The 18,287-nt window shown below is 70.4% G+C and carries 22 protein-coding genes; 10 read left to right on the top strand and 12 right to left on the bottom strand.

The window, feature by feature from the left end; genetic code table 11:
- Nucleotides 1-106 precede the first annotated feature (106 nt).
- The 3 genes from ACO2Q0_RS19045 to proC all read left to right on the top strand — a co-directional run bounded on the left by ACO2Q0_RS19045 (nucleotide 107) and on the right by proC (nucleotide 1,856).
- On the top strand, nucleotides 107-364 hold the full coding sequence (locus ACO2Q0_RS19045) for an accessory factor UbiK family protein (RefSeq protein WP_423353087.1): 258 nt from the start codon (nucleotides 107-109) through the stop codon (nucleotides 362-364).
- Between the two features lie 144 nt (nucleotides 365-508).
- Nucleotides 509-1,012 carry a YbjN domain-containing protein gene (locus ACO2Q0_RS19040; protein WP_423353086.1) on the top strand — a complete coding sequence of 168 codons (504 nt, stop codon included), beginning with the start codon at nucleotides 509-511 and terminating at the stop codon, nucleotides 1,010-1,012.
- Between the two features lie 46 nt (nucleotides 1,013-1,058).
- Entirely contained in the window at nucleotides 1,059-1,856 is a 798-nt protein-coding gene (gene proC, locus ACO2Q0_RS19035; protein WP_423353357.1) for a pyrroline-5-carboxylate reductase, read from the top strand.
- Here proC and ACO2Q0_RS19030 read toward each other — a convergent pair.
- From ACO2Q0_RS19030 to ACO2Q0_RS19000, 7 genes are all read right to left on the bottom strand, one after another.
- Nucleotides 1,853-2,266 (bottom strand): DUF2147 domain-containing protein, encoded by a 414-nt coding sequence (locus ACO2Q0_RS19030; protein WP_423353085.1) that lies wholly within the window; start codon nucleotides 2,264-2,266, stop codon nucleotides 1,853-1,855. The genes proC and ACO2Q0_RS19030 overlap by 4 nt on opposite strands.
- Nucleotides 2,267-2,291: 25 nt before the next feature.
- On the bottom strand, nucleotides 2,292-3,653 hold the full coding sequence (locus tag ACO2Q0_RS19025; protein WP_423353084.1) for an ATP-binding protein: 1,362 nt from the start codon (nucleotides 3,651-3,653) through the stop codon (nucleotides 2,292-2,294).
- Nucleotides 3,653-4,360 (bottom strand): response regulator, encoded by a 708-nt coding sequence (locus tag ACO2Q0_RS19020; protein WP_423353083.1) that lies wholly within the window; start codon nucleotides 4,358-4,360, stop codon nucleotides 3,653-3,655. Before ACO2Q0_RS19020 ends, ACO2Q0_RS19025 begins: the two co-directional genes overlap by 1 nt.
- A gap of 1 nt (nucleotide 4,361) precedes the next feature.
- Nucleotides 4,362-4,850, bottom strand: coding sequence for a MarR family winged helix-turn-helix transcriptional regulator (locus tag ACO2Q0_RS19015; protein ID WP_423353082.1), 489 nt, complete (start codon nucleotides 4,848-4,850; stop codon nucleotides 4,362-4,364).
- 38 nt (nucleotides 4,851-4,888) lie between these two features.
- Entirely contained in the window at nucleotides 4,889-5,284 is a 396-nt protein-coding gene (locus ACO2Q0_RS19010; protein WP_423353081.1) for a DUF4870 family protein, read from the bottom strand.
- 104 nt (nucleotides 5,285-5,388) lie between these two features.
- Nucleotides 5,389-5,757 carry a dihydroneopterin aldolase gene (folB, locus tag ACO2Q0_RS19005; protein ID WP_423353080.1) on the bottom strand — a complete coding sequence of 123 codons (369 nt, stop codon included), beginning with the start codon at nucleotides 5,755-5,757 and terminating at the stop codon, nucleotides 5,389-5,391.
- Nucleotides 5,754-6,482 carry an SDR family oxidoreductase gene (locus tag ACO2Q0_RS19000; RefSeq protein ID WP_423353079.1) on the bottom strand — a complete coding sequence of 243 codons (729 nt, stop codon included), beginning with the start codon at nucleotides 6,480-6,482 and terminating at the stop codon, nucleotides 5,754-5,756. Before ACO2Q0_RS19000 ends, folB begins: the two co-directional genes overlap by 4 nt.
- Nucleotides 6,483-6,704: 222 nt before the next feature.
- On the opposite strand from ACO2Q0_RS19000, the gene ACO2Q0_RS18995 reads away from it, so the two are divergent.
- Both ACO2Q0_RS18995 and ACO2Q0_RS18990 read left to right on the top strand, forming a co-directional pair.
- Nucleotides 6,705-7,640 carry an SMP-30/gluconolactonase/LRE family protein gene (locus tag ACO2Q0_RS18995; protein ID WP_423353078.1) on the top strand — a complete coding sequence of 312 codons (936 nt, stop codon included), beginning with the start codon at nucleotides 6,705-6,707 and terminating at the stop codon, nucleotides 7,638-7,640.
- A 104-nt stretch (nucleotides 7,641-7,744) separates the two neighbouring features.
- Nucleotides 7,745-9,178 (top strand): aldehyde dehydrogenase family protein, encoded by a 1,434-nt coding sequence (locus ACO2Q0_RS18990; RefSeq protein ID WP_423353077.1) that lies wholly within the window; start codon nucleotides 7,745-7,747, stop codon nucleotides 9,176-9,178.
- Between the two features lie 59 nt (nucleotides 9,179-9,237).
- Here the strand turns inward: ACO2Q0_RS18990 and nhaA (ACO2Q0_RS18985) are convergent, their stop codons facing one another.
- Nucleotides 9,238-10,416 (bottom strand): Na+/H+ antiporter NhaA, encoded by a 1,179-nt coding sequence (gene nhaA, locus ACO2Q0_RS18985; RefSeq protein WP_423353076.1) that lies wholly within the window; start codon nucleotides 10,414-10,416, stop codon nucleotides 9,238-9,240.
- A 118-nt stretch (nucleotides 10,417-10,534) separates the two neighbouring features.
- On the opposite strand from nhaA (ACO2Q0_RS18985), the gene ACO2Q0_RS18980 reads away from it, so the two are divergent.
- The 3 genes from ACO2Q0_RS18980 to ACO2Q0_RS18970 all read left to right on the top strand — a co-directional run bounded on the left by ACO2Q0_RS18980 (nucleotide 10,535) and on the right by ACO2Q0_RS18970 (nucleotide 14,001).
- Nucleotides 10,535-11,104, top strand: a complete 570-nt coding sequence (locus ACO2Q0_RS18980; protein WP_423353075.1) for a carboxymuconolactone decarboxylase family protein — start codon at nucleotides 10,535-10,537, stop codon at nucleotides 11,102-11,104.
- 90 nt (nucleotides 11,105-11,194) lie between these two features.
- The gene (gene nhaA, locus ACO2Q0_RS18975) at nucleotides 11,195-12,427 is read left to right on the top strand and encodes a Na+/H+ antiporter NhaA (RefSeq protein ID WP_423353074.1); all 1,233 of its coding nucleotides are present in this window, start codon (nucleotides 11,195-11,197) and stop codon (nucleotides 12,425-12,427) included.
- A 167-nt stretch (nucleotides 12,428-12,594) separates the two neighbouring features.
- Nucleotides 12,595-14,001: a protein adenylyltransferase SelO gene (locus tag ACO2Q0_RS18970; RefSeq protein ID WP_423353073.1), complete on the top strand. Its 1,407-nt coding sequence runs from the start codon at nucleotides 12,595-12,597 to the stop codon at nucleotides 13,999-14,001.
- Here ACO2Q0_RS18970 and gluQRS read toward each other — a convergent pair.
- Together gluQRS and ACO2Q0_RS18960 are read right to left on the bottom strand one after the other, a co-directional pair.
- Complete coding sequence (gene gluQRS / locus ACO2Q0_RS18965) at nucleotides 13,998-14,837, bottom strand: tRNA glutamyl-Q(34) synthetase GluQRS (protein WP_423353072.1); 840 nt, start codon at nucleotides 14,835-14,837, stop codon at nucleotides 13,998-14,000. The two genes, ACO2Q0_RS18970 and gluQRS, sit on opposite strands and share 4 nt — an antisense overlap.
- A gap of 10 nt (nucleotides 14,838-14,847) precedes the next feature.
- A complete protein-coding gene (locus ACO2Q0_RS18960) occupies nucleotides 14,848-15,477 on the bottom strand; it encodes a TetR/AcrR family transcriptional regulator (RefSeq protein ID WP_423353071.1) in 630 nt (209 codons plus the stop codon).
- Nucleotides 15,478-16,272: 795 nt separating this feature from the next.
- On the opposite strand from ACO2Q0_RS18960, the gene ACO2Q0_RS18955 reads away from it, so the two are divergent.
- Both ACO2Q0_RS18955 and ACO2Q0_RS18950 read left to right on the top strand, forming a co-directional pair.
- Nucleotides 16,273-16,833 (top strand): HNH endonuclease, encoded by a 561-nt coding sequence (locus ACO2Q0_RS18955; protein ID WP_423353070.1) that lies wholly within the window; start codon nucleotides 16,273-16,275, stop codon nucleotides 16,831-16,833.
- A gap of 32 nt (nucleotides 16,834-16,865) precedes the next feature.
- Entirely contained in the window at nucleotides 16,866-17,174 is a 309-nt protein-coding gene (locus tag ACO2Q0_RS18950; protein WP_423353069.1) for a hypothetical protein, read from the top strand.
- A gap of 3 nt (nucleotides 17,175-17,177) precedes the next feature.
- Here the strand turns inward: ACO2Q0_RS18950 and ACO2Q0_RS18945 are convergent, their stop codons facing one another.
- Both ACO2Q0_RS18945 and ACO2Q0_RS18940 read right to left on the bottom strand, forming a co-directional pair.
- Nucleotides 17,178-17,978: a glycosyltransferase family 25 protein gene (locus ACO2Q0_RS18945; protein ID WP_423353068.1), complete on the bottom strand. Its 801-nt coding sequence runs from the start codon at nucleotides 17,976-17,978 to the stop codon at nucleotides 17,178-17,180.
- A 7-nt stretch (nucleotides 17,979-17,985) separates the two neighbouring features.
- On the bottom strand, nucleotides 17,986-18,273 hold the full coding sequence (locus ACO2Q0_RS18940) for a hypothetical protein (protein ID WP_423353067.1): 288 nt from the start codon (nucleotides 18,271-18,273) through the stop codon (nucleotides 17,986-17,988).
- Between the last annotated feature and the right edge of the window lie 14 nt (nucleotides 18,274-18,287).

The raw sequence follows: 18,287 nt of genomic DNA, 5'->3' as shown, positions 1-18,287 counted from the left end.
CCGGCGTTGGTACTGCGGGTGTTAGACGAGAAGCCCTTCGCTTTCGACCCCCGAAGGGCCATATAGAGGACGAGGGACGGCCTCCGCCGCCTCAGAACGACACAGAATGCAGACCCAGAACCCGATCCTCGACGAACTCGCGAAGCTGACCACCGCCGCCATGGGCATGGCCCAGGCCGCCGGAGACGAGGCCAAGGCGGCGTTCCGCAGCCAGGCCGACCGCATCGCCGCCGAGCTCGATCTCGTACGCCGCGAGGATTTCGACGCCCTGAAGGCCGAACTCGCGGCCCTCCGGCTGGAAGTGGAGGCGCTGCGCGCCGAGAAGGCCGCGCCCAAACGGGCGGCCAAGGGCGACGCAGCCTGACCCTTCCTGTGCACAACCCGCCCGTCGCGGCCGACCGTTGCAATATGAGCATGACGTCCGGCGCACGAAGCAGATTACTTTCAGTATCGCTGGCGATTCGGGGGCGGATCTCCGCTCCCCGCCCGCAGCGAAAGGGGTTCTGAATTGGACACCTCCCTGTCGGACGAAACCGTCCTGCTCTCCAACGATCCTCTCGATGTGGTCGAGCACGTGCTCACCGCCGAGAACCTGCCCTTCGACCGCACCGAGGACGGCGACCTCGCCTTCACCCTGGCCGGCGACTGGAAGGACTATGAGCTCTGGTTCGCGTGGCGGCCCGAGGGCGACACGCTGCAGCTCTGCCTCTCGATGGACCTCTCGGTCCCCACCGAGCGGCGGCAGGCGGCCCAGGAGCTGATCGCGGCGATCAATCCCCGCGTCTGGCTCGGCCACTACGAGCTCTGGGAAGACGGCGAGATCATCTTCCGGCACGGCATGGCGCTGATGACCGGCGAACAGCCCAGCCTGGCGCAGGCCGCGGCCATGATCGACGTGGCGGTGGAGGCGGGCGACCGCTTCTTCCCGGCGTTCGACTTCATGCTGCGCGGCGCCAAGAGCCCGCAGGAGGCCATCGCCGCCTGCATGTTCGAAACCGTCGGCGAGGCGTAAGACCGCTCGCGCATCGGGGACCGCGCCGCTAGGTTCGGGCCCGATGATCACACCTATCCTGATGCTGGGCGCCGGCCGCATGGGCGGCGCCATGCTGGACGGCTGGCGCGCCGCGGGCGCGTTCCAGGCCTCCGACCTGCTGATCCGCGATCCCAACTCCGGCCCGTCGGCGACCGCCGCGGCCGAGGCCGGCGCGATCCTCAACCCGCCGGACGCCGAACTGGCCCGCGCGCGGACGGTGGTGCTGGCGGTGAAGCCGCAGCTCTGGCGTGAGGCCGCGGCCGAGACGGCCTCATGGCTCGCCGAAGACGCGGTGATCGTGTCCATCGCCGCCGGCGTGAAGGCGGCCGACATCTCCCGCGAGTTCGGCGGCCGCCCGGTGGCGCGCGTGATGCCGACCACCGCCGCCGCCATCGGCCAGGGCACGGCCAGCCTCTACGCCGACGACCCCGCCGCGCTGGCCCGCGCCCATGCGCTTTTCGAGCCCCTCGGCGCCGTGGTCGACCTTGTCGACGAGGGGCAGATGCACGCGGCGACGGCGGTGTCCGGCTCGGCGCCCGCCTATCTCTACGCCTTCATCGAGGCCCTGGAGGGCGCGGGCGCGGCGGCGGGACTGTCGGCCGCCGACGCCCGGCGCCTGGCGCGGTCGACCCTCACGGGCGCCGCGGCCCTGCTGGCGAAGACCGGCGAGGACCCGGCGGAGCTGCGCCGGCAGGTCACCTCGCCGGGCGGCACCACCGAGGCGGCGCTGAACGTGCTGCTGCAGGCCAGGGGCGGGCTGCCCGACCTGCTGCGCGAGGCGGTCGGGGCGGCGGTGCGGCGCTCGAAGGCGCTCGGAAGCTAGCTGCGCTTCCAGGTCTGGGCCTGGCAGACCACCAAAACGCAGCCCTCCACCTTCAGCGTGCCGTCGGTGTTGATGCGCAGCTTGGAATCGTAGGTCTTGCCGCTCTGCGGGTCGTAGATCTTGCCGCCGGTCCACTTGCCGGGGCCCGCCGGCTTGAAGTTGTGGATCATCATCAGGCCGACGAGCGGCCGGCCGCGAAGCTGCGGGTCAGGGTTCTCGGCATCCTTCATGCCTGCGGTGCGCACCCAGGTGATGACCCCGCACATGCGGCCGTCGCGGCTGGGGCAGGGACCGATCTTGACCTTGGCCGTGCCGGCCTGGGTGAGCCATTCGCCTTCCACCGGATCGGCGGCGAAGGCGGGCGCGGCGGCAGCGATCGAGAGGGCGGCGGCGAGCAGGACGGGACGCATGAGGTTCCTCCGATTGTGGCCTAATCTACCCCGGCAGACGCACGACGGCGCGCAAGCCGCCCAGCGGCGATCGGTCGAGGGTGATGTCGCCGCCGTGGCCGCGGGCCACGTCGCGGGCGATGGCCAGGCCCAGGCCCACGCCCTTGGTGTTCTGGTTGCGGGACTCGTCGAGGCGGGAGAACGCCTTGAAGGCGTCCTCGTGCCGCTCGGGCGGGATTCCCGGGCCGTCGTCGTCCACCACGATCTCGAGACCGCCCTGCGCGCGGCGGCGGGCGGCGACCTCCACCCGCTGGCCGTGGGAGGCGGCGTTCATGACGAGGTTCGACAGCGCCCGCTTCAGGGCGTTGGGACGCACGCTGGCGGCGAGCTGCGGATCGGCGGTCACCGTGACCTGGGCGCCGGCCCGCACCGCCCCCTCGCTGACCTCGTCGATCAGCCGGCGCAGCGGCACTTCCTCCAGCGCCTCGCCGCCCTCGCCGCGGGCGAAGGCGAGATACTCGTCGATCATGTGCTCCATCTCGGCGAGGTCGCGCTTCATCTCGCCGGCGCCCTTCGTCTCTTCCAGGGCGAGCGCCAGCTTCAGGCGGGTCAGCGGCGTGCGCAGGTCGTGGCTGACCGAGGCGAGCAGGGCCGTACGCTGGTCGATGTGGCGCTGGATGCGGGCGCGCATGTCGAGGAAGGCTCGCGCCGCGCGGCGGACCTCCTTGGCGCCCTGGGGCTTGAAGCTGGGCTGGTCGACGCCGCGCCCGAAAGCCTCGGCCGCATTGGCCAACCGCTCGATGGCGCGGACCTGATTGCGGATGAAGAGGATGGCCAGCGCCGTCAGCAGCACCGTGGCCACGGTCATCCAGAGCACGAAGATGTGCCCCTGGGTCGCGAAGGCGCGGTCCCTCGGCGCCAGCACGCGCATGACGCCGCCCGGCACGCCGACGCGGATGTCCACGTAGGCAGGGTAGCGGGTGGTGTCGAACCAGAACGGATCGTCCAGGCGTTCGGAGAGCGCCCGTTCCAGCGACCGGTCGATCGGCGCGAAGAACGGCTCCCAGATGACCGGCGGCTCCCGCCGCCTGGCCGGCAGCGTACGGTCGGGCTGAAAGGCGATGGAGAGGCCCATCGACTCTTCCGCCCGGCGAGAAAGACGCGCGAAGACCTCCGGCCGCGGATCGTCCTTGTAGCTCTCGACCGCCCAGGCGATGTCGCCCGCCAGACCCTCGGAGAGGCGGCTGGTGACGGTCTGCCAGTGGGCGTCGAAGAAGACGTAGGTCACGGCGATCTGCATGATCGCGATGGGCAGCACGATGATGAGCAGGCTGCGCCCGAACAGCGTCGTCGGCAGCCGCCGCCTCAGCCAGCGCCCGATGCTCCGCGTGACAGGCGACGACGTCATCAGTCGGGGACGAGGCGGTAGCCGACGCCGCGCACGGTCTGCAGGTAGCGGGGAGCCTTGGGGTCTTCCTCGATCTTGCGCCGCAGGCGCGTGACCTGGACGTCGACGGCCCGACCCGACGGATCGACGCTGTCGCGGGCGAGCTCCAGGCGGTCGACGGGGTCGTGGGGCGTCCGGGCGAGCTGGCGCAGCAGGGCGATCTCGGCCTCGGTCAGGCGCACGGCCTCGCCGTCGCAGGTGAGCTCGCCGCGTTCCGGATCGAAGCGGCAGCGGCCGAGCGACAGCGTATCGCCGGGCGACGGCCGATCCTGGGCGCGGCGCAGGATGGCCTCGATGCGCAGCAGCAGCTCCTCGGGCTCGAACGGCTTGGGCAGGTAGTCGTCGGCGCCGAGCTTCAGGCCTTCGATGCGGTCTCCGGAGTCCGCGCGGGCGGTCAGCATCAGCACGGGGGTCTTGCCGGCGGCGCCCCGCTGGTCGCGCAGCCAGCGGGTCAGCGAGAAGCCGTCCTCGCCCGGCATCATCACGTCGAACACGGCGAGGTCGAAGTCGAGGGTTTCGAGCAGCCGCCGGGCGGGCGCCCCGCCCGAGGCCGCCGTGACCCGGAACCCGGCGCGGCTGAGGTAGGCCTTGAGCAGGTCGCGGATACGGTCGTCGTCGTCGACCACCAGCAGGTGGCGGCCGCGCGGATGGGACTGGCCGAGGCTCATGCTAGAGGCCTCCTCCGGCGTTGGGGCTGCGCGTGCGGCCGCCGGCGAGCGCCGCGAGGATCCGGCGGGCCGCGGCGACACCGTCCAGGCCGCCGACCCGGTAGGCGCGGGACAGCTGGGTGCGCAGGCGCTCGGCGATGGCGGCCTCGAAGGTGAGGCCCGCCGGGGTCAGGACCGCGGTGCGGCGACGGCCGTCCAGGTCGCCGGCGGCCTTCTCCACCAGCCCTTTGGCGGCGAGGTCGACGAGGATGCGGCTGGCGGCCTGTTTCGAAAGGCTGGTGAGATGCGCGAGCTCCTGGACGCCGATGCCGGGACGCCGGCGCAACAGGAAGGCGGCCCGCCAGTGCGAGCGGCCAAGGCCCAGGTCCTGGTCGGCGAGGCCCTGATCCACGGCGGCCCAGACCGCCGCCTCGGACAGCATCAGGAGCTCGAGACCCGCGTCGAGTTCGTCTTCGCGGAGGATCAGGCGCGGATCGGCGGGCGCGTTCACGCCGCCACCATAAGCCGCGCGCCCCCGTCGAGGCTAGGTCAGGCGAGCCAGGTGTCGGGCCGCGGGTAGGCCTCGTCCCGTGCAAGGTAGATCACCCCCACCACCAGGCGGATCGCGTACCAGACGCCGAGCAGCGCCCAAATCGCCCAGGCCAGGAACATCATCGGGAACCCGATGAGGATCAGCGACAGCGGGATGCCGACGACGAACAGCGCCGCGCCGATCAAGGCCCAGCCGATGCCCATCCAGAAGGTGCGGATGAGGAAGGCGTAGTGGGTGCGCATCTTGGGACCTGCGCTGTCCCGCTGCACATAGGCCAGGATGAGGCCGATGATCACCGTGACGCCGGTGGCGTAGGCCAGAAAGTAGAGCGCGTAGGTCACGGCCGGCATCGTCCGGTCTTCCGCGGCCCCGTAGTCCAGGCGATCCGTCATAGGTGAAGCCTCCCGTCCCGATGCTCCGATCATGCCTCAACCGCGGCGCGAGGGAAGGGGGCGCTTGAACAGCTCCTCCCCCGCTGCGCGGGGGAGGAGCGGGGTCATGGGCGCTCCAGTACGATCTCCACGCCGGCGCCGACGGCGTCGGGGGCGAGGGCCAGCGGCTTCTCGATGCGCACGCGGGCGCGGCGGACGCGCGCATCCTCCAGGCAGCGCTGGGCCACCCTGTGGGCGAAGGTCTCGACAAGGTCGATGTGACCCCCGGCGGCGACGTCCTGCGCCGCCTTCAGGATGGTCTCGTAGTTCACGGTGTCGGCCAGGCGGTCGCTGTCGGCGGTGGGTACGTCCAGCTCGACATCGACGATCAGAGGCTGCACGCGGCCGATCTCGTGCCGATAGACGCCGATCTCGGCCTGCACCTTCACGCCGGTGACGAAGACCCGGCTGGCCGCCAGCTTGAACCCGCTCATGACAGGTGCTGTCCCGAATCGACGGCGATCATCTGCCCGGTCACGGCCGAGGCGTCGATCAGGTAGCGCAGCGCCAGGCCGATCTCGTCCGGCGGCACCGGCCGCTTCAGCAGGGTGGCGGCCGCTTCGGCGTCGAAGGCCGCCTGGTCCTGGTGGATCGAGGGCAGCGTGGGCCCCGGACCGATCCCATTGACCCGGATGCGCGGCGCCAGGTCGATGGCCAGCATGCGGGTCGCCTCCCAAAGCGCCGCCTTGCTCAGGCTGTAGGAGAAGAACTCGGCGGTGGGGTTCAGCACCCGCTGGTCGAGGATGTTGACGATGAGGCCTTCGCGCTCGGCCGGCAGCCGGCGGGCGAAGGCCTGGGCCAGAACCAGGGGCGCGCGCAGGTTGGTCTCGAGGTGCAGGTCCCAGGAGGCGCGGTTGAAGTCCGAGAAGCGGTCTTCCTCGAAGACGCTGGCCGAGTTCACCAGCAGGGTGACGGGGCCCAACTCGGCCTCGGCCTCGCCGACCAGGGCGACGGTGGTCGATTCCTTGCGCAGGTCGCAGGCCAAGAGCGTGGCGCGGCGGCCCCGGGCGCGGACGTCGGCGGCCGCGGCCTCGGCGGCGTCGTCGATCGTGCGGACATGGATGGCGACGTCATAGCCGGCCTCGGCGGCCGTCGCCGCCAGCACCCGGCCGATCCGCCGGGCGCCGCCCGTCACCAGCGCGGCGCCGCGGCTGGCCATCTCAGGCCGTTCCTGAGCGCCTTAGTCCAGGCGGCCGAACTCGTAGATGTTCAGCGCGGCGATCACGACGAGGAAGGCGAGGATGCTGTAGATGCCGATCACGGTCAGGCTCCCGAATGTTCGTCCGCGGCTTTACCGAGCGCAGGGGCCGCCCGCAAGCCGACTTGTCCAACGGCCGAAGTCGCGCTCAAGGTTCAGGCGACAACCGCCGGAGGTCGCCGCATGCCCTCGCCGATGATCCCCGTCGACGCCTTCGAGAAGATCGCGCTCGGCATCGACAGACCCGAAGACGTGGTCGTGAGCCGCGACGGCCGCGTGTTCGCCTCCGACCACCAGTGCGCCGTGGCCGAGCTCCTGCCGGGCGGGGCGTTCCGCCGCCTCGGACCGAAGGGCGGGGCGCCCAACGGGATCAACATGGACGCCCAGGGCCGCATCGTGATCGCCAACTTCGGCATCTACGACCGCGAGGACGGGCCGCTGCAGCGCTTCGACCCCGCCACGGGGGAGCACGAGACCCTGCTGACCGAGGTCGAGGGCCGCCGGCTGACGTCGGCCAACTACCCGGTCGTCGACCGCGCGGGGAACATCTGGTGCGCCAACTCCACCCACGCCGAAACCTGGCCGCAGGCGCTGGACGGGCGTGCGGACGGCTTCATCTTCGTGCTGCGGCCCGACGGCTCGGCCGACGTCGTCGCCGACGGGCTGAAGTTTCCGAACGGGCTGGCGCTGTCGGCGGATGAGAAGGACCTGTTCTGCGCCCAGACCAGCGGCGCGGACGTCCTGCGTTTCCCCGTGCTGGCCGGCGCGCGGCTCGGACGCGGCGAGCGGTACGGACCGATCCTCGGCCGGCTGATGCGCCCCGGCGAGGACGTCGACGATCATGGCGGCGACCTCGGCTACACCGACGGCGTCGGCTTCGACGCCGATGGGAACCTCTGGGTCTGCCTGCCGGCTTCGAACAAGGTGGTGGCGATCACGCCGGCGGGCGCGGTGGAGACGGTGATCCACGATCCCGGCGGCAAGATCGTCAACCACCCGACCAACATCACCTGGGGCGGCGCCGACCTGAAGGACCTCTACATCGGCTCGATCCGGGCCGACTATGTCCTGAAGGCCAGGTCGCCGGTGGCGGGCCAGCCGCAGATTCACCAGCTGTGACGTAGCGTCGGGGGCTTCCCGCCTCCACGCCGATGATTAAAATGGTTGTTTGAACGGTCGGGGCTTCACGTCCCGCGACGAGAAAGAAAGTCCAGGAGGACCGCATGCGCGAGTACCTGAAGTTCTACATCGACGGCCAATGGGTCGACCCGGTCGAGCTGAAGACCCTCGATGTCGAGAACCCCGCGACCGAGCAGGTGGTCGGCAAGATCGCGCTGGGCTCGGCGGCCGACGTCGACAAGGCGGTGAAGGCGGCCCGCAAGGCGTTCGAGACCTGGTCGCAGACCAGCCGTGAGGAGCGCCTGGACGTGCTGCAGCGCATCCTGGCCGAGTACCAGAAGCGCTTCGGCGATCTGACGGCGGCCGTCACCGAGGAGATGGGCGCGCCCGCCTCCCTCGCCCAGCGCGCCCAGGTGCCGTCCGGCATGGGCCACCTGGCCACCGCGGCCAACATCCTGAAGGACTTCAAGTTCGAGGAAGACCGCGGCGAGACCCTGATCGTGAAGGAGCCGATCGGCGTCTGCTCGTTCATCACGCCCTGGAACTGGCCGCTGAACCAGATCGCCTGCAAGGTGGCTCCGGCCATCGCCACGGGCTGCACCATGGTGCTGAAGCCCTCGGAAGTGGCGCCGTTCTCGGGCCAAATCTTCGCCGAGATCATGCACGCGGCCGGCGTCCCGGCCGGCGTCTTCAACCTCGTCCACGGCGATGGCCTGGGCGTGGGCGTGCCGCTCTCGACGCACCCGGACGTGGACATGGTCTCGTTCACCGGCTCGACCCGCGCGGGTATCGAGGTGGCCAAGAACGCCGCGCCGACCGTCAAGCGCGTCCACCAGGAGCTGGGCGGCAAGAGCCCGAACATCGTGCTGGACGACGACGCCTTCTCAAAGAGCGTCGCCCGCGGCGTGATGCACGTGATGACCAACTCGGGCCAGAGCTGCAACGCGCCCACCCGGATGCTGGTCCCGTCCAAGCGCATGGACGAGGCGATGGCCGTCGCGAAGGCCACGGCGGACAACGTCACCGTCGGCGACCCGAACGGCAACTTCAACATGGGCCCGGTGGTCTCCAAGACCCAGTGGGAGAAGATCCAGGGCCTCATCCAGAAGGGCGTCGACGAAGGCGCGACCCTGGTCACGGGCGGCACGGGCCGTCCCGAGGGCCTGGAGAAGGGCCACTACGTGAAGCCCACCGTCTTCGGCAACGTCACCAGCGAGATGACGATCGCCAAGGAAGAGATCTTCGGCCCCGTGCTGTCGATCCTGGGCTACGAGAGCCTGGAGCAGGCGATCCGTATCGGCAACGACACCGAGTACGGCCTGGCCGGCTATGTGAACGGCGCCGACCTCGCCAAGGCGCGCGACGTGGCCCGGCAGATCCGGGCCGGCCAGGTGTCGATCAACGGCGCCTCGGACATGACGGCGCCCTTCGGCGGCTACAAGCAGAGCGGCAACGGGCGCGAGTGGGGCGACTTCGCCTTCCACGAGTTCCTGGAGACCAAGGCGATCATGGGCTACGCGCCCAAGGCCGCCGAGTAGGCGTCACCGTCTGCGAGACAGCGAAGGGCCGCCGCGAGGCGGCCCTTTTGCATTGGGGCCTAGTCCGCTCGCCGCCGGCTGTCGGACCAGGCCAGCACCGCCATGCCCCACAGGGCCGCGATGAGCGAGCCCGCCACCACCCCGATGCGGGCCTTGGCCTGGACCCCCGCCTCGGCGGGGAACGCGAGCCCGCCGATGTAGAGGCTGAGCGTGAAGCCGACGCCGCTCAGCGCCGCAATCCCGTAGAGGTCCAGCCACTTCGCGCCCATCGGCCGCCTCGCCCACTTCAGCCCGATCGCCAGGACCGCGGCGCCGAACACGCCGAGCTGTTTGCCGAGCGCTAGGGCGAGACCGAGACCCAGGGCGACGGGCGCGGTCGGGGTGTCGGGCGGCAGGCCCCGCAGCGGGAAGCCCGCCGCGGTCAGGATGAAGAGCGGCAGGATCAGGAAGGCGACGTAGGGGTGCAGCGCCGCCAGGAGCTGGTCCAGCACGCCCGGGCCGCCGGGCCGCTTCGGCTGCAGCGGGACGAAGACGGCGGCCAGGACGCCGGCCAGCGAGGCGTCGAGCCCGGACTTCACGACGAAGCCCCACAGCAGCAGGTAGCCCGCCGCCCAGAACGCATAGGGCGCGGCGCGCCAGCGCGACATCGCCGCCAGCACCAGCCACGTCGCCAGCGCGCCGCCGAGCATCGCCGGCCGAAGAGTCTCGCTGAAGACCAGGGCGATCAGGACCACGCTGATCAGGTCCTGCACGATGGCGATCGTCAGCAGCAGCACGCGCAGCGGCGGCGGCAGGCGTGGGGCGGCGATGGCTACCAGCGCCAGGGCGATGGCCGCGTCCGTGGGGGCCGCGGCGGGCCAGGCCTGGGCCACGCCGTCCTCCCCGAGGTTCACGGCCAGGAAGACCGCGGCCGAGGCGGCCACCCCGCCCACCGCGCAGAGGACCGGCAGCAGGAGGCGCCGCGGGTTGGAAAGCTCGCCGCGGACGATCTCCTGTTTGATCTTCAGGCCCACGACCAGGAAGAAGATCGGCATCAGCGCCGTGCGCACCCAGCCCGCGAAGGTCAGGGTTTCGGCGAAGGGGCCGATCCGCATCGGGACGGCGTGGCCGACGAGGGCGGCGTACTCGGAGGCCCAGGGCGAGTTCGCCCAGAGGATCGCCGCGGCCGCGATGCCGGCCAGCAGCAACCCCGATCCGGTCTCGGTGCGCAGGAATTCGAGGGTGGACCGCGAGGCCATGCCGCTGCCTAACAAGCGCGGCCGCCCGGCTCCAGCGCAATCGAAGGTGGAAGCCCGGCGGCGTCCGATCGGCTAAGCTGCGCCCGGGCGGCGCCGAAGACCGTCAGGAGGGATGTTCATGAGACTGAGCCAGCCGCGCTTTGCACCCCTGTCGGACACCGAGCTGACGCCCGAGCAGGAGGCGGCGCTCGCACCGGTCCGGGCGGGCACGATGGGCGTGCTCAACATCTTCCGCACCCTGGCCCGGGCTCCGAAGGCGCTAACCCGTTTCAACGAGTGGGGCTCGTATGTCCTCTCGCGCCGCAACGACCTTCCCGCGCGGGAGCGTGAGATCGTCATCCTGCGGGTCGGCTACCTCTGCCGCTCAGGGTACGAATTCGTCCAGCACACCCGCATCGGGCTGGACTGCGGCCTGACCGAGGACGAGATCCAGCGGATCAAGCAGGGCGCCGGGGCCGGCTGGAGCGCCGCCGATGCGGCCCTGATCCGCGCCACCGACGAGCTGCACGCCGACCAGTTCATCACCGACCCGACCTGGACCGAACTCGGACGCCACTTCAGCGACAAGCAGCGCATGGACCTCGTGTTCACCGCCGCCCAGTACACCCAGGTCTCGATGATCCTGAACACCTTCGGGGTGCAGCTGGACGAAGGCCAGACGCTCGATCCCGACCTTAAGGCCTACTGAGCTTCAGCAGCGGGGTTGCTCCTGGTTTCGTGAGGCAGGGTCCGGCCGATTGGCGTTGGCGGGGCGGCCAAGCGTCGGTATGCAGGGCCCATGTCGCCCACGACCCGACGCTCCGCGCGCCCGGCCTCGGCCTTCCGCAAATTCTTCAACCAGGAAGCGTCGGGCGGCTACGTTCTGATGGCGGCCGCCGCGGTGGCGCTGATCGTCGCCAACTCGCCGCTGGCCGGGCCCTACTTCGCGCTGCTCGAGACCAAGCTCGGCTTTGCACTCGGTCCGGTGCACCTGACCGAGACGGTGCTCCACTGGATCAACGACGGGCTCATGGCCCTGTTTTTCCTGCTCGTGGGCCTGGAAATCAAACGGGAGGTGCTGGACGGGGAGCTGTCTCGGCCCTCCCGCGTGATCCTGCCCGGTCTTGCGGCGCTGGGCGGCGTGATGGCGCCGGCGCTGATCTACACGGCGTTCAACGCCGGCGACCCGCTGGCTTCCCGCGGGTGGGCGATCCCGGCGGCCACCGACATCGCCTTCGCGTTGGGCGTGCTGGCCCTCGCCGGCGACCGCGTCCCCAGCTCGCTCAAGATCTTCCTGACGGCGCTGGCGGTGCTGGACGACCTGGCGGCGATCCTGATCATCGCGGTCTTCTACACCGAGGACCTGCAGCTCGCCGCGCTCGGCGGCGCGGCCGCCATGCTGGCGCTGCTGATCGCCTTCAACCGCTTCAAGGTCCGCCGTCTATGGCCGTACTTGCTGACCGGCCTGGTGCTCTGGTGGTTCGTCCTGGAATCGGGCGTCCACGCCACCCTGGCCGGCGTGGCGCTGGCCATGACGATCCCGCTCGATCGCACGCCCGGAAAACGCGACCACGACAGCCATAAGACTTCGCCGCTGCACCGGCTGGAGCATCTGCTGCACAAGCCCGTGGCCTTTGCGGTCGTGCCGATCTTCGGCTTCGCCAACGCCGGCCTCTCGCTCGCCGGGATCACGCCGGCCATGTTGACCGACAACGTGATGCTGGGCATCGCGCTCGGTCTCTTCCTTGGCAAGCAGGTCGGCGTCTTCCTGACCGCGCTCCTGGTGGTGCGCATGGGGTGGGCCGACATGCCCCGGCACGCCACCTTGGGTCAGCTCTACGGCGTGTCGCTGCTCTGCGGCGTCGGCTTCACCATGAGCCTCTTCGTCGGCAACCTGGCCTTCACGACCCCTGACCTTCTTACCGAGACGAAGGCCGGCGTGTTCGCGGGCTCCCTGGTCTCGGCCCTGCTAGGTCTGCTGCTGCTCAAGATCTTCAAACCCGAGCCGCCGCCGCCCCGCATGCAGGCCTAGGCCGGAACGGCTCCACCGCAGCGGCGTTAGCGCCCCGGCACGGAGGAGTTGCAGATGAACAGCATCATCTATCTCGTGGGCCTGGTCGTGATCGTCCTGGCCGTCCTGGGCTTCCTCGGCATCCGCTAGCGGTTGCCGGGGGCCACCCCCGGGCGCTACCTGCCCCGATGCCGGTTTCCCCAGCCTACCGACCCGACCCGAAGTTCCCGGAGCTGGGGGCCGAGTTCGCCGACCCGGTGGCGGCGGCGGATTTCCCGAAGACCATCCTGCGCTACCGCAACGACCGGGCCGCCGCGACCGTCGGCCTCGATGCCCTGACCGACGCCGAGTGGATCGCCCACTTCGGACGCTTCCAGCCGCTGCCCCGCAACATCGATCCGCCGCTGGCCCAGCGCTACCACGGCCATCAGTTCCGGGTTTACAACCCCGACCTGGGCGACGGTCGCGGCTTCACTTTCGCCCAGCTCCGTGAGCTCGGCACGGATCGCCTGCTCGACCTCGGCACGAAGGGCTCGGGTCAGACGCCGTGGTCCCGCTCCGGCGACGGGCGCCTGACGCTGAAGGGCGGCGTCCGCGAGGTGCTGGCCACCGCCATGCTGGAGGCGCTGGGCGTGCCGACCTCCCGCTCGTTCTCGCTGATCGAGACGGGCGAGGAGCTGATCCGCGGCGACGAGCCCAGCCCGACGCGGTCCTCCGTCCTGGTGCGGCTGTCGCACAGCCACATCCGGTTCGGCACCTTCCAGCGCCACGCCTTCCACGAGGAAGCCGGCCGCATCCGCACGCTCGTCGATCATGTGATCGCCAACTACTACCCGGAGCTGGAGGGGGCGAACGACCGGCCCGCCGCCCTGCTGGCCGCTGTGGGCGACCGGGCCGCCCGGCTCGCGGCGAGCTGGATGGCCGCGGGCTTCGTCCACGGCGTGCTCAACACCGACAACATGAACATCACCGGCGAGAGCTTCGACTACGGTCCCTATCGCTTCCTGCCGAAGTCGGACCCGAACTTCACGGCCGCCTACTTCGACCACGCCGGCCTCTACGCCTTCGGACGACAGCCGGAGGCGGTGTTCTGGAACCTGCAGCAGCTCGCCGGCTGCCTGACCTTCGTCACCGAGACCGATCCGCTGGTCGAGGCCCTGAACGGCTTCGGCCCCGCCTATCGTCGGGAGCTGGTGGCGGCGGTGGTCCGCCGGCTTGGACTGAAGCCGCGGGGCGAGGAGCTGGACGCGGTGCTGGTCCAGGCGGCCTTCAAGGGGCTCGCCGAGGGGGGTGAGCGGCTGCGCTGGGAGCCGTTCTTCTTCGACTGGTTCGCGAGGCGCGAGCTCACGGGACCCCGTCTCGACATCTACGAGGGCGAGGCCTTCGCGGACTTCCGGAACGTGGTCGCCCCCTATGAGCCGGATCGGCCGGAGCGGCTGGATCACCCCTACTTCCAGGGTCCCGAGCCCGAGGAACTGCTCTACGACGAGATCGAGGCCATCTGGGCGCCGATCGCCGACGCAGACGACTGGGGCCCCTTCGCCGCTAAGCTGGGGCGCATCGAGACCGCCCGCCAGGCCTGGGGCTTCGCCTAGGCGGCGAACCCCAGCTCGCGGCGCAGGTCCTGGGCCGTCACGCCTCGGTTGCGCAGGTCTTGCAGCGTCTCCGCACGATCCCGCTTGGCGAAGCGCCTGCCATCGGGGCCGGTCAGCAGTCGGTGGTGACGATAGACCGGCGTCGGCAGGCCGAGCAGGGCCTGCAGCAGCCGCTGGACGTGGGTCGCCTCGGCCAGGTCCTCGCCGCGGATCACGTGGGTCACGCCTTGCAAGGCGTCGTCGAACACGACGGCCAGATGGTAGGCGACGCCCACGTCCTTCCGCGCCAGGACGACGTCGCCGCCCAGCTCGGGCCGGGCCTGGATCGTGCGTGCTGCGCCATCGCCTTCCTCCACGAAGGTGAGCTCGTCGAAGCCGCCCAGCTTCCTCTCCGCCTCATCCAGCGAAAGCCGCCAGGCGAACGGCTCGCCGGCGGCCAGGCGGCGTGCTTCCTCTTCGGCCGGCAGGGGCGCGCCGCGGAAGACCTCCATCGCCCCGTGCGGCGCCCGGGCGATCTCCTCCGCCACCTCGCGGCGGGTCCGAAAGCAGCGGTAGAGCAGGCCGGCGGCGGCGAGCCGGTCGAGGGCGGCCTGATAGTCGTTCAGGTGCTCGGACTGGCGGCGGACGGGCTCCTCCCAGCTCAGCCCCAGCCAGGCGAGGTCCTCGTAGATGGCGGCCTCGTACTCCGGCCGACAGCGGGTGGCGTCGATGTCTTCGACGCGCAGCAGGAAGCGACCAGCGGCCTCGCGCGCGGCCTCGTGGGCGGTGAGGGCCGAGAAGGCGTGGCCCCTGTGCAGGTAGCCGGTCGGCGACGGCGCGAAGCGGGTGACGAACACCCGATCTGGTCTAGTCCCGCGGGACGTGGGGGAACAGGCCCATGTGCTGCAGCACGGCGGCGAGGAAGGCGTGCTCGCCGCCCAGCGCCTCTTTCAAATGGCCGAACTGCTTGAACCCGGCCATCTCCGCAAGGCCATGGGCGGCGCACCACGAGGCGATGGTGGCGAGTTCCAGGTCGGTCTCGGCGGCGGGATCGGCGCCATGTTCGACCATGGTGTTGCGCACCATGCAGTAGGCGCTGTCCTCGTCGGGGTTGGCCGTGTCCATGGGCAGGGCCTCCTTGTCGCGCGCCGCGTCGTACATCACGCGGTACAGCGCCGGATGCTCCCGGGCGAAGCAGACATAGGCGAGGCCCAGCGCCGTAAGCTGCTGGCGGCCCTGCTCGCGCGCCTTGGCCTCGGCCATGCGGGCGTTGAGGATTTCCCAGCCTTCATGAGCGACCGCGTCGAGCAGCTCGGCCTTGTCCTTGAAGTGATGATAGGGCGCGGCCGGGCTGACCCCGGCCTCGCGCGCCACGGCGCGGAGCGAGAGCGCGCTGGGACCTTCCGCCTCGAGCAGCCGGCGGGCGGCGTCGACCAGGGCGCGGCCAAGGTCGCCGTGGTGGTAGGGCCGGGACTCGGCGCTGTGAGCGTCTCTCATCACCTCAACCATAAAACTGCATCTGATCGCCGTAAAGATATCTTGACGCCGCTCAGATCGGTGTTATCTTAGCGTCGTTCAAATGACAAACGTCGCTGCTCCCCCAAGGGTTCAAAGGGGTTCAGGCGGCGGGTCGAAAACTGAAAGGTGTGTGTCATGTCTCTCGCCAAGTTCGAGCGGTTCTTCGACCGCTTCGCTCCCGTCTTCCTCCTGTTCCTCGGCTTCACCGCGGCAGGCGCGACGGCGGCGCTCGGCGCCTAAGGTCTCCCCACCTTACGCTGCTGCTTAGGAGGGCCCCTTCGCGGGGCCCTTCTTCGTTGCGCCTTCGGGCGCCGGGGACGCGTCCCGACCAATGCAAAATCGCATAGCCGTGCGGCGCAAAAACTTATCTAGGCAATGTTCAGATGGTGCTATCTAAGCATCGTCCAGATGGACGCGGCGCCGGACAGCCGGGGCCGCCAGACACCAAAAGGAGAAATGCGATGACGATCCTGATGAACCGGATCCTCGACGTGGTGGTCTCGTTCGCGGTCGTGGGCCTGGCCCTGACCACCGCCGGCGCCACCGTCGCCCTCGGCGCCTGACCCGGATGCGCCGCGAATAGGCCTCGCCCGCACCGACGCGGCGGGCGAGGCCCAAGGCGCCCGGCGCGATGCGCTCCGTCGTAGAGATGTCGTCGAATCGGGCCTATAGTTTTCAAAGCCAGCTTCCAAGACGAGGGTCGTGTCTTCAGTCCCAAGTCGAATGACATAGCTCCGCTCAACGGCTCGTTGGGACGTTCACGGAGGGTCCGCCATGCAGGTGCTTAGGCATCCGCCCAACGGCTGGCCCTGTCTGGTCCTGAACGCCGATTTCAGGCCGCTCAGCTACTATCCCCTGTCATTGTGGCCCTGGCAGGAAGTCATCAAGGCGGTCTTCCTCGACCGCGTGGACGTGGTCTCCACCTACGACCAGGTCATCCACTCCCCCTCCTTCGAGATGAAGCTGCCGAGCGTGGTGTCGCTGAAGCACTACGTGGCCCAGGACCGGCCTCCGGCCTTCACCCGCTTCAACCTCTTCCTCCGCGACAGCTTCACCTGCCAGTACTGCACGTCGACGGACGAACTGACGTTCGACCACGTCATCCCCCGCTCGCGCGGCGGCCGCACGACGTGGGAGAACATCGTCACCGCCTGCGCGCCCTGCAATCTGACGAAGGGCGGCCGCACCCCGCACGAGGCGCACATGCATCCGCGCATGAAGCCGCGCCGGCCCAGCGCCTTCGAACTGCAGGAGCGCGGACGCCGCTTCCCGCCGCACCACCTGCACGAAAGCTGGCTCGACTACCTCTACTGGGACATCGAACTCGAGGCGTGACGCCGTTCGCCGAGCTGCGCTAGGCTCGGACCATGAGGTCGTGGATTCCGCTTGCCGTTCTGATGGCCGCCTCGCCGCTCGCGGCGCGCGCCGCCGACGACACGCCGAGCCCGGCGGAACTCTCGGAGGCGCTGGACCACGTGCGCGGCAAGACGCAGCCGGTGCGCAACGTCCGCTGCGCCAAGAATTCGCCCGGCTACGTGCGCTGCACCTACCATCAGCCGACGCCGAAGGGATACACCCGCTGGGCAGTGCTGGTTTCCGAGGCGCAGAACGGCCGCTGGAGCGTGTCGGAAGGCCCGGTGCGGGATCGCGCCGGCAGCGTGCGGCGCAAGCGCTAGGCGCTACTTCGGACCGAAGCGGTCGCTGACCACGCCCGCCAGGATCAGCCCGACCAGCCGGCTTTCCTCGTCGGCCGACGCCGCGATCGCCTCGGCCTCTGCGCGGCTCTCGGCGATGTCGCGGCCGACGAACATCAGCCGCCGGAAGGCGTCGGAGATCGCGTCGGCCGCATTGCCGCCGGGCTGGATCTGCGACGTCTCCGCGCTAAAGGGCGCCACCGACGTGAGGAAGGGAAAGGCGACGCAGGCGCGCAGCCGCCCGGCGTGGACCAGCCGGCGCAGCGCGATGTCATAGGGCAGGTCGAGCGGGCCCAGCCCGTCCAGCGCCGCAAGCACGCGATCCTTGGAGCGGCCGTTCACGACGTACGCCGCCGCACCCGCGAAGCCGACGCCCGCCAGGTCGATTACCCGGATGCGGCCCGTGCGCGCCAGCTCCGGCCGGCTCTTGGCCAGCCGGATCCATGTGCCCGGATCGGCCAGGATGGTGTCGGTGAACAGCAGGTCCCAGTCGTCGCCGGGCGGCAGGGCCGGCGCGCCGAAGGCTTCGCCTGAGAGCAGGACATCGTCCTCGAGCACGAAGAGCGGCGTCTCGCCGTCGTGGTGCGCGGCGATGGCGCTCCGGTGGCTGAGGAAGCAGGCCTTCTCGGGCGCGCGGATCTCGCCGGGCAGGGCCGCAGCCGTGGCGGGGTCGACCGCCTGAAAGCGTTCCAGGGCCACGCCCTCAGGGGCGATCCTGGCGAACTCGGCTTCCATGTGGGCCCGGCGCCGGCCGGCCTGGGCCAGGTTGATGTAGACGCAGCGCACCGCCGCTTCAGCGGAAGATCCAGATCCCGCCGGTGACGCCGGAGGGCGCCTCGGCGAGGCCGCGGATCTCGAGCCGGGCGCACCTCGCGCCGCACAGGCAGCGCAGCCGCTCTTCCAGGTCGTCGACGTGCTGTCGGCCAAGCCCCTGCGCCAGCCAGGGCCTAGGGTCGACCGCGGCTTCGCGTCCGCAGGTGCAGCGCGCCCAGAGGCTGGAGCGCGGCGCCGTCGCCCGCGACAACCGAGGCTCGCCGGCGAAGGCGGTCTCCAGCGCCTGATGGAACATCCCGTCCGCCATGTCCGCCTCCTCGT

The sequence above is a fragment of the Phenylobacterium sp. VNQ135 genome (assembly GCF_049445735.1).
Taxonomy (GTDB): domain Bacteria; phylum Pseudomonadota; class Alphaproteobacteria; order Caulobacterales; family Caulobacteraceae; genus Phenylobacterium.
Note: the sequence above shows the minus strand (reverse complement) of the source record. Positions and strands in the feature narration are given on the sequence as shown.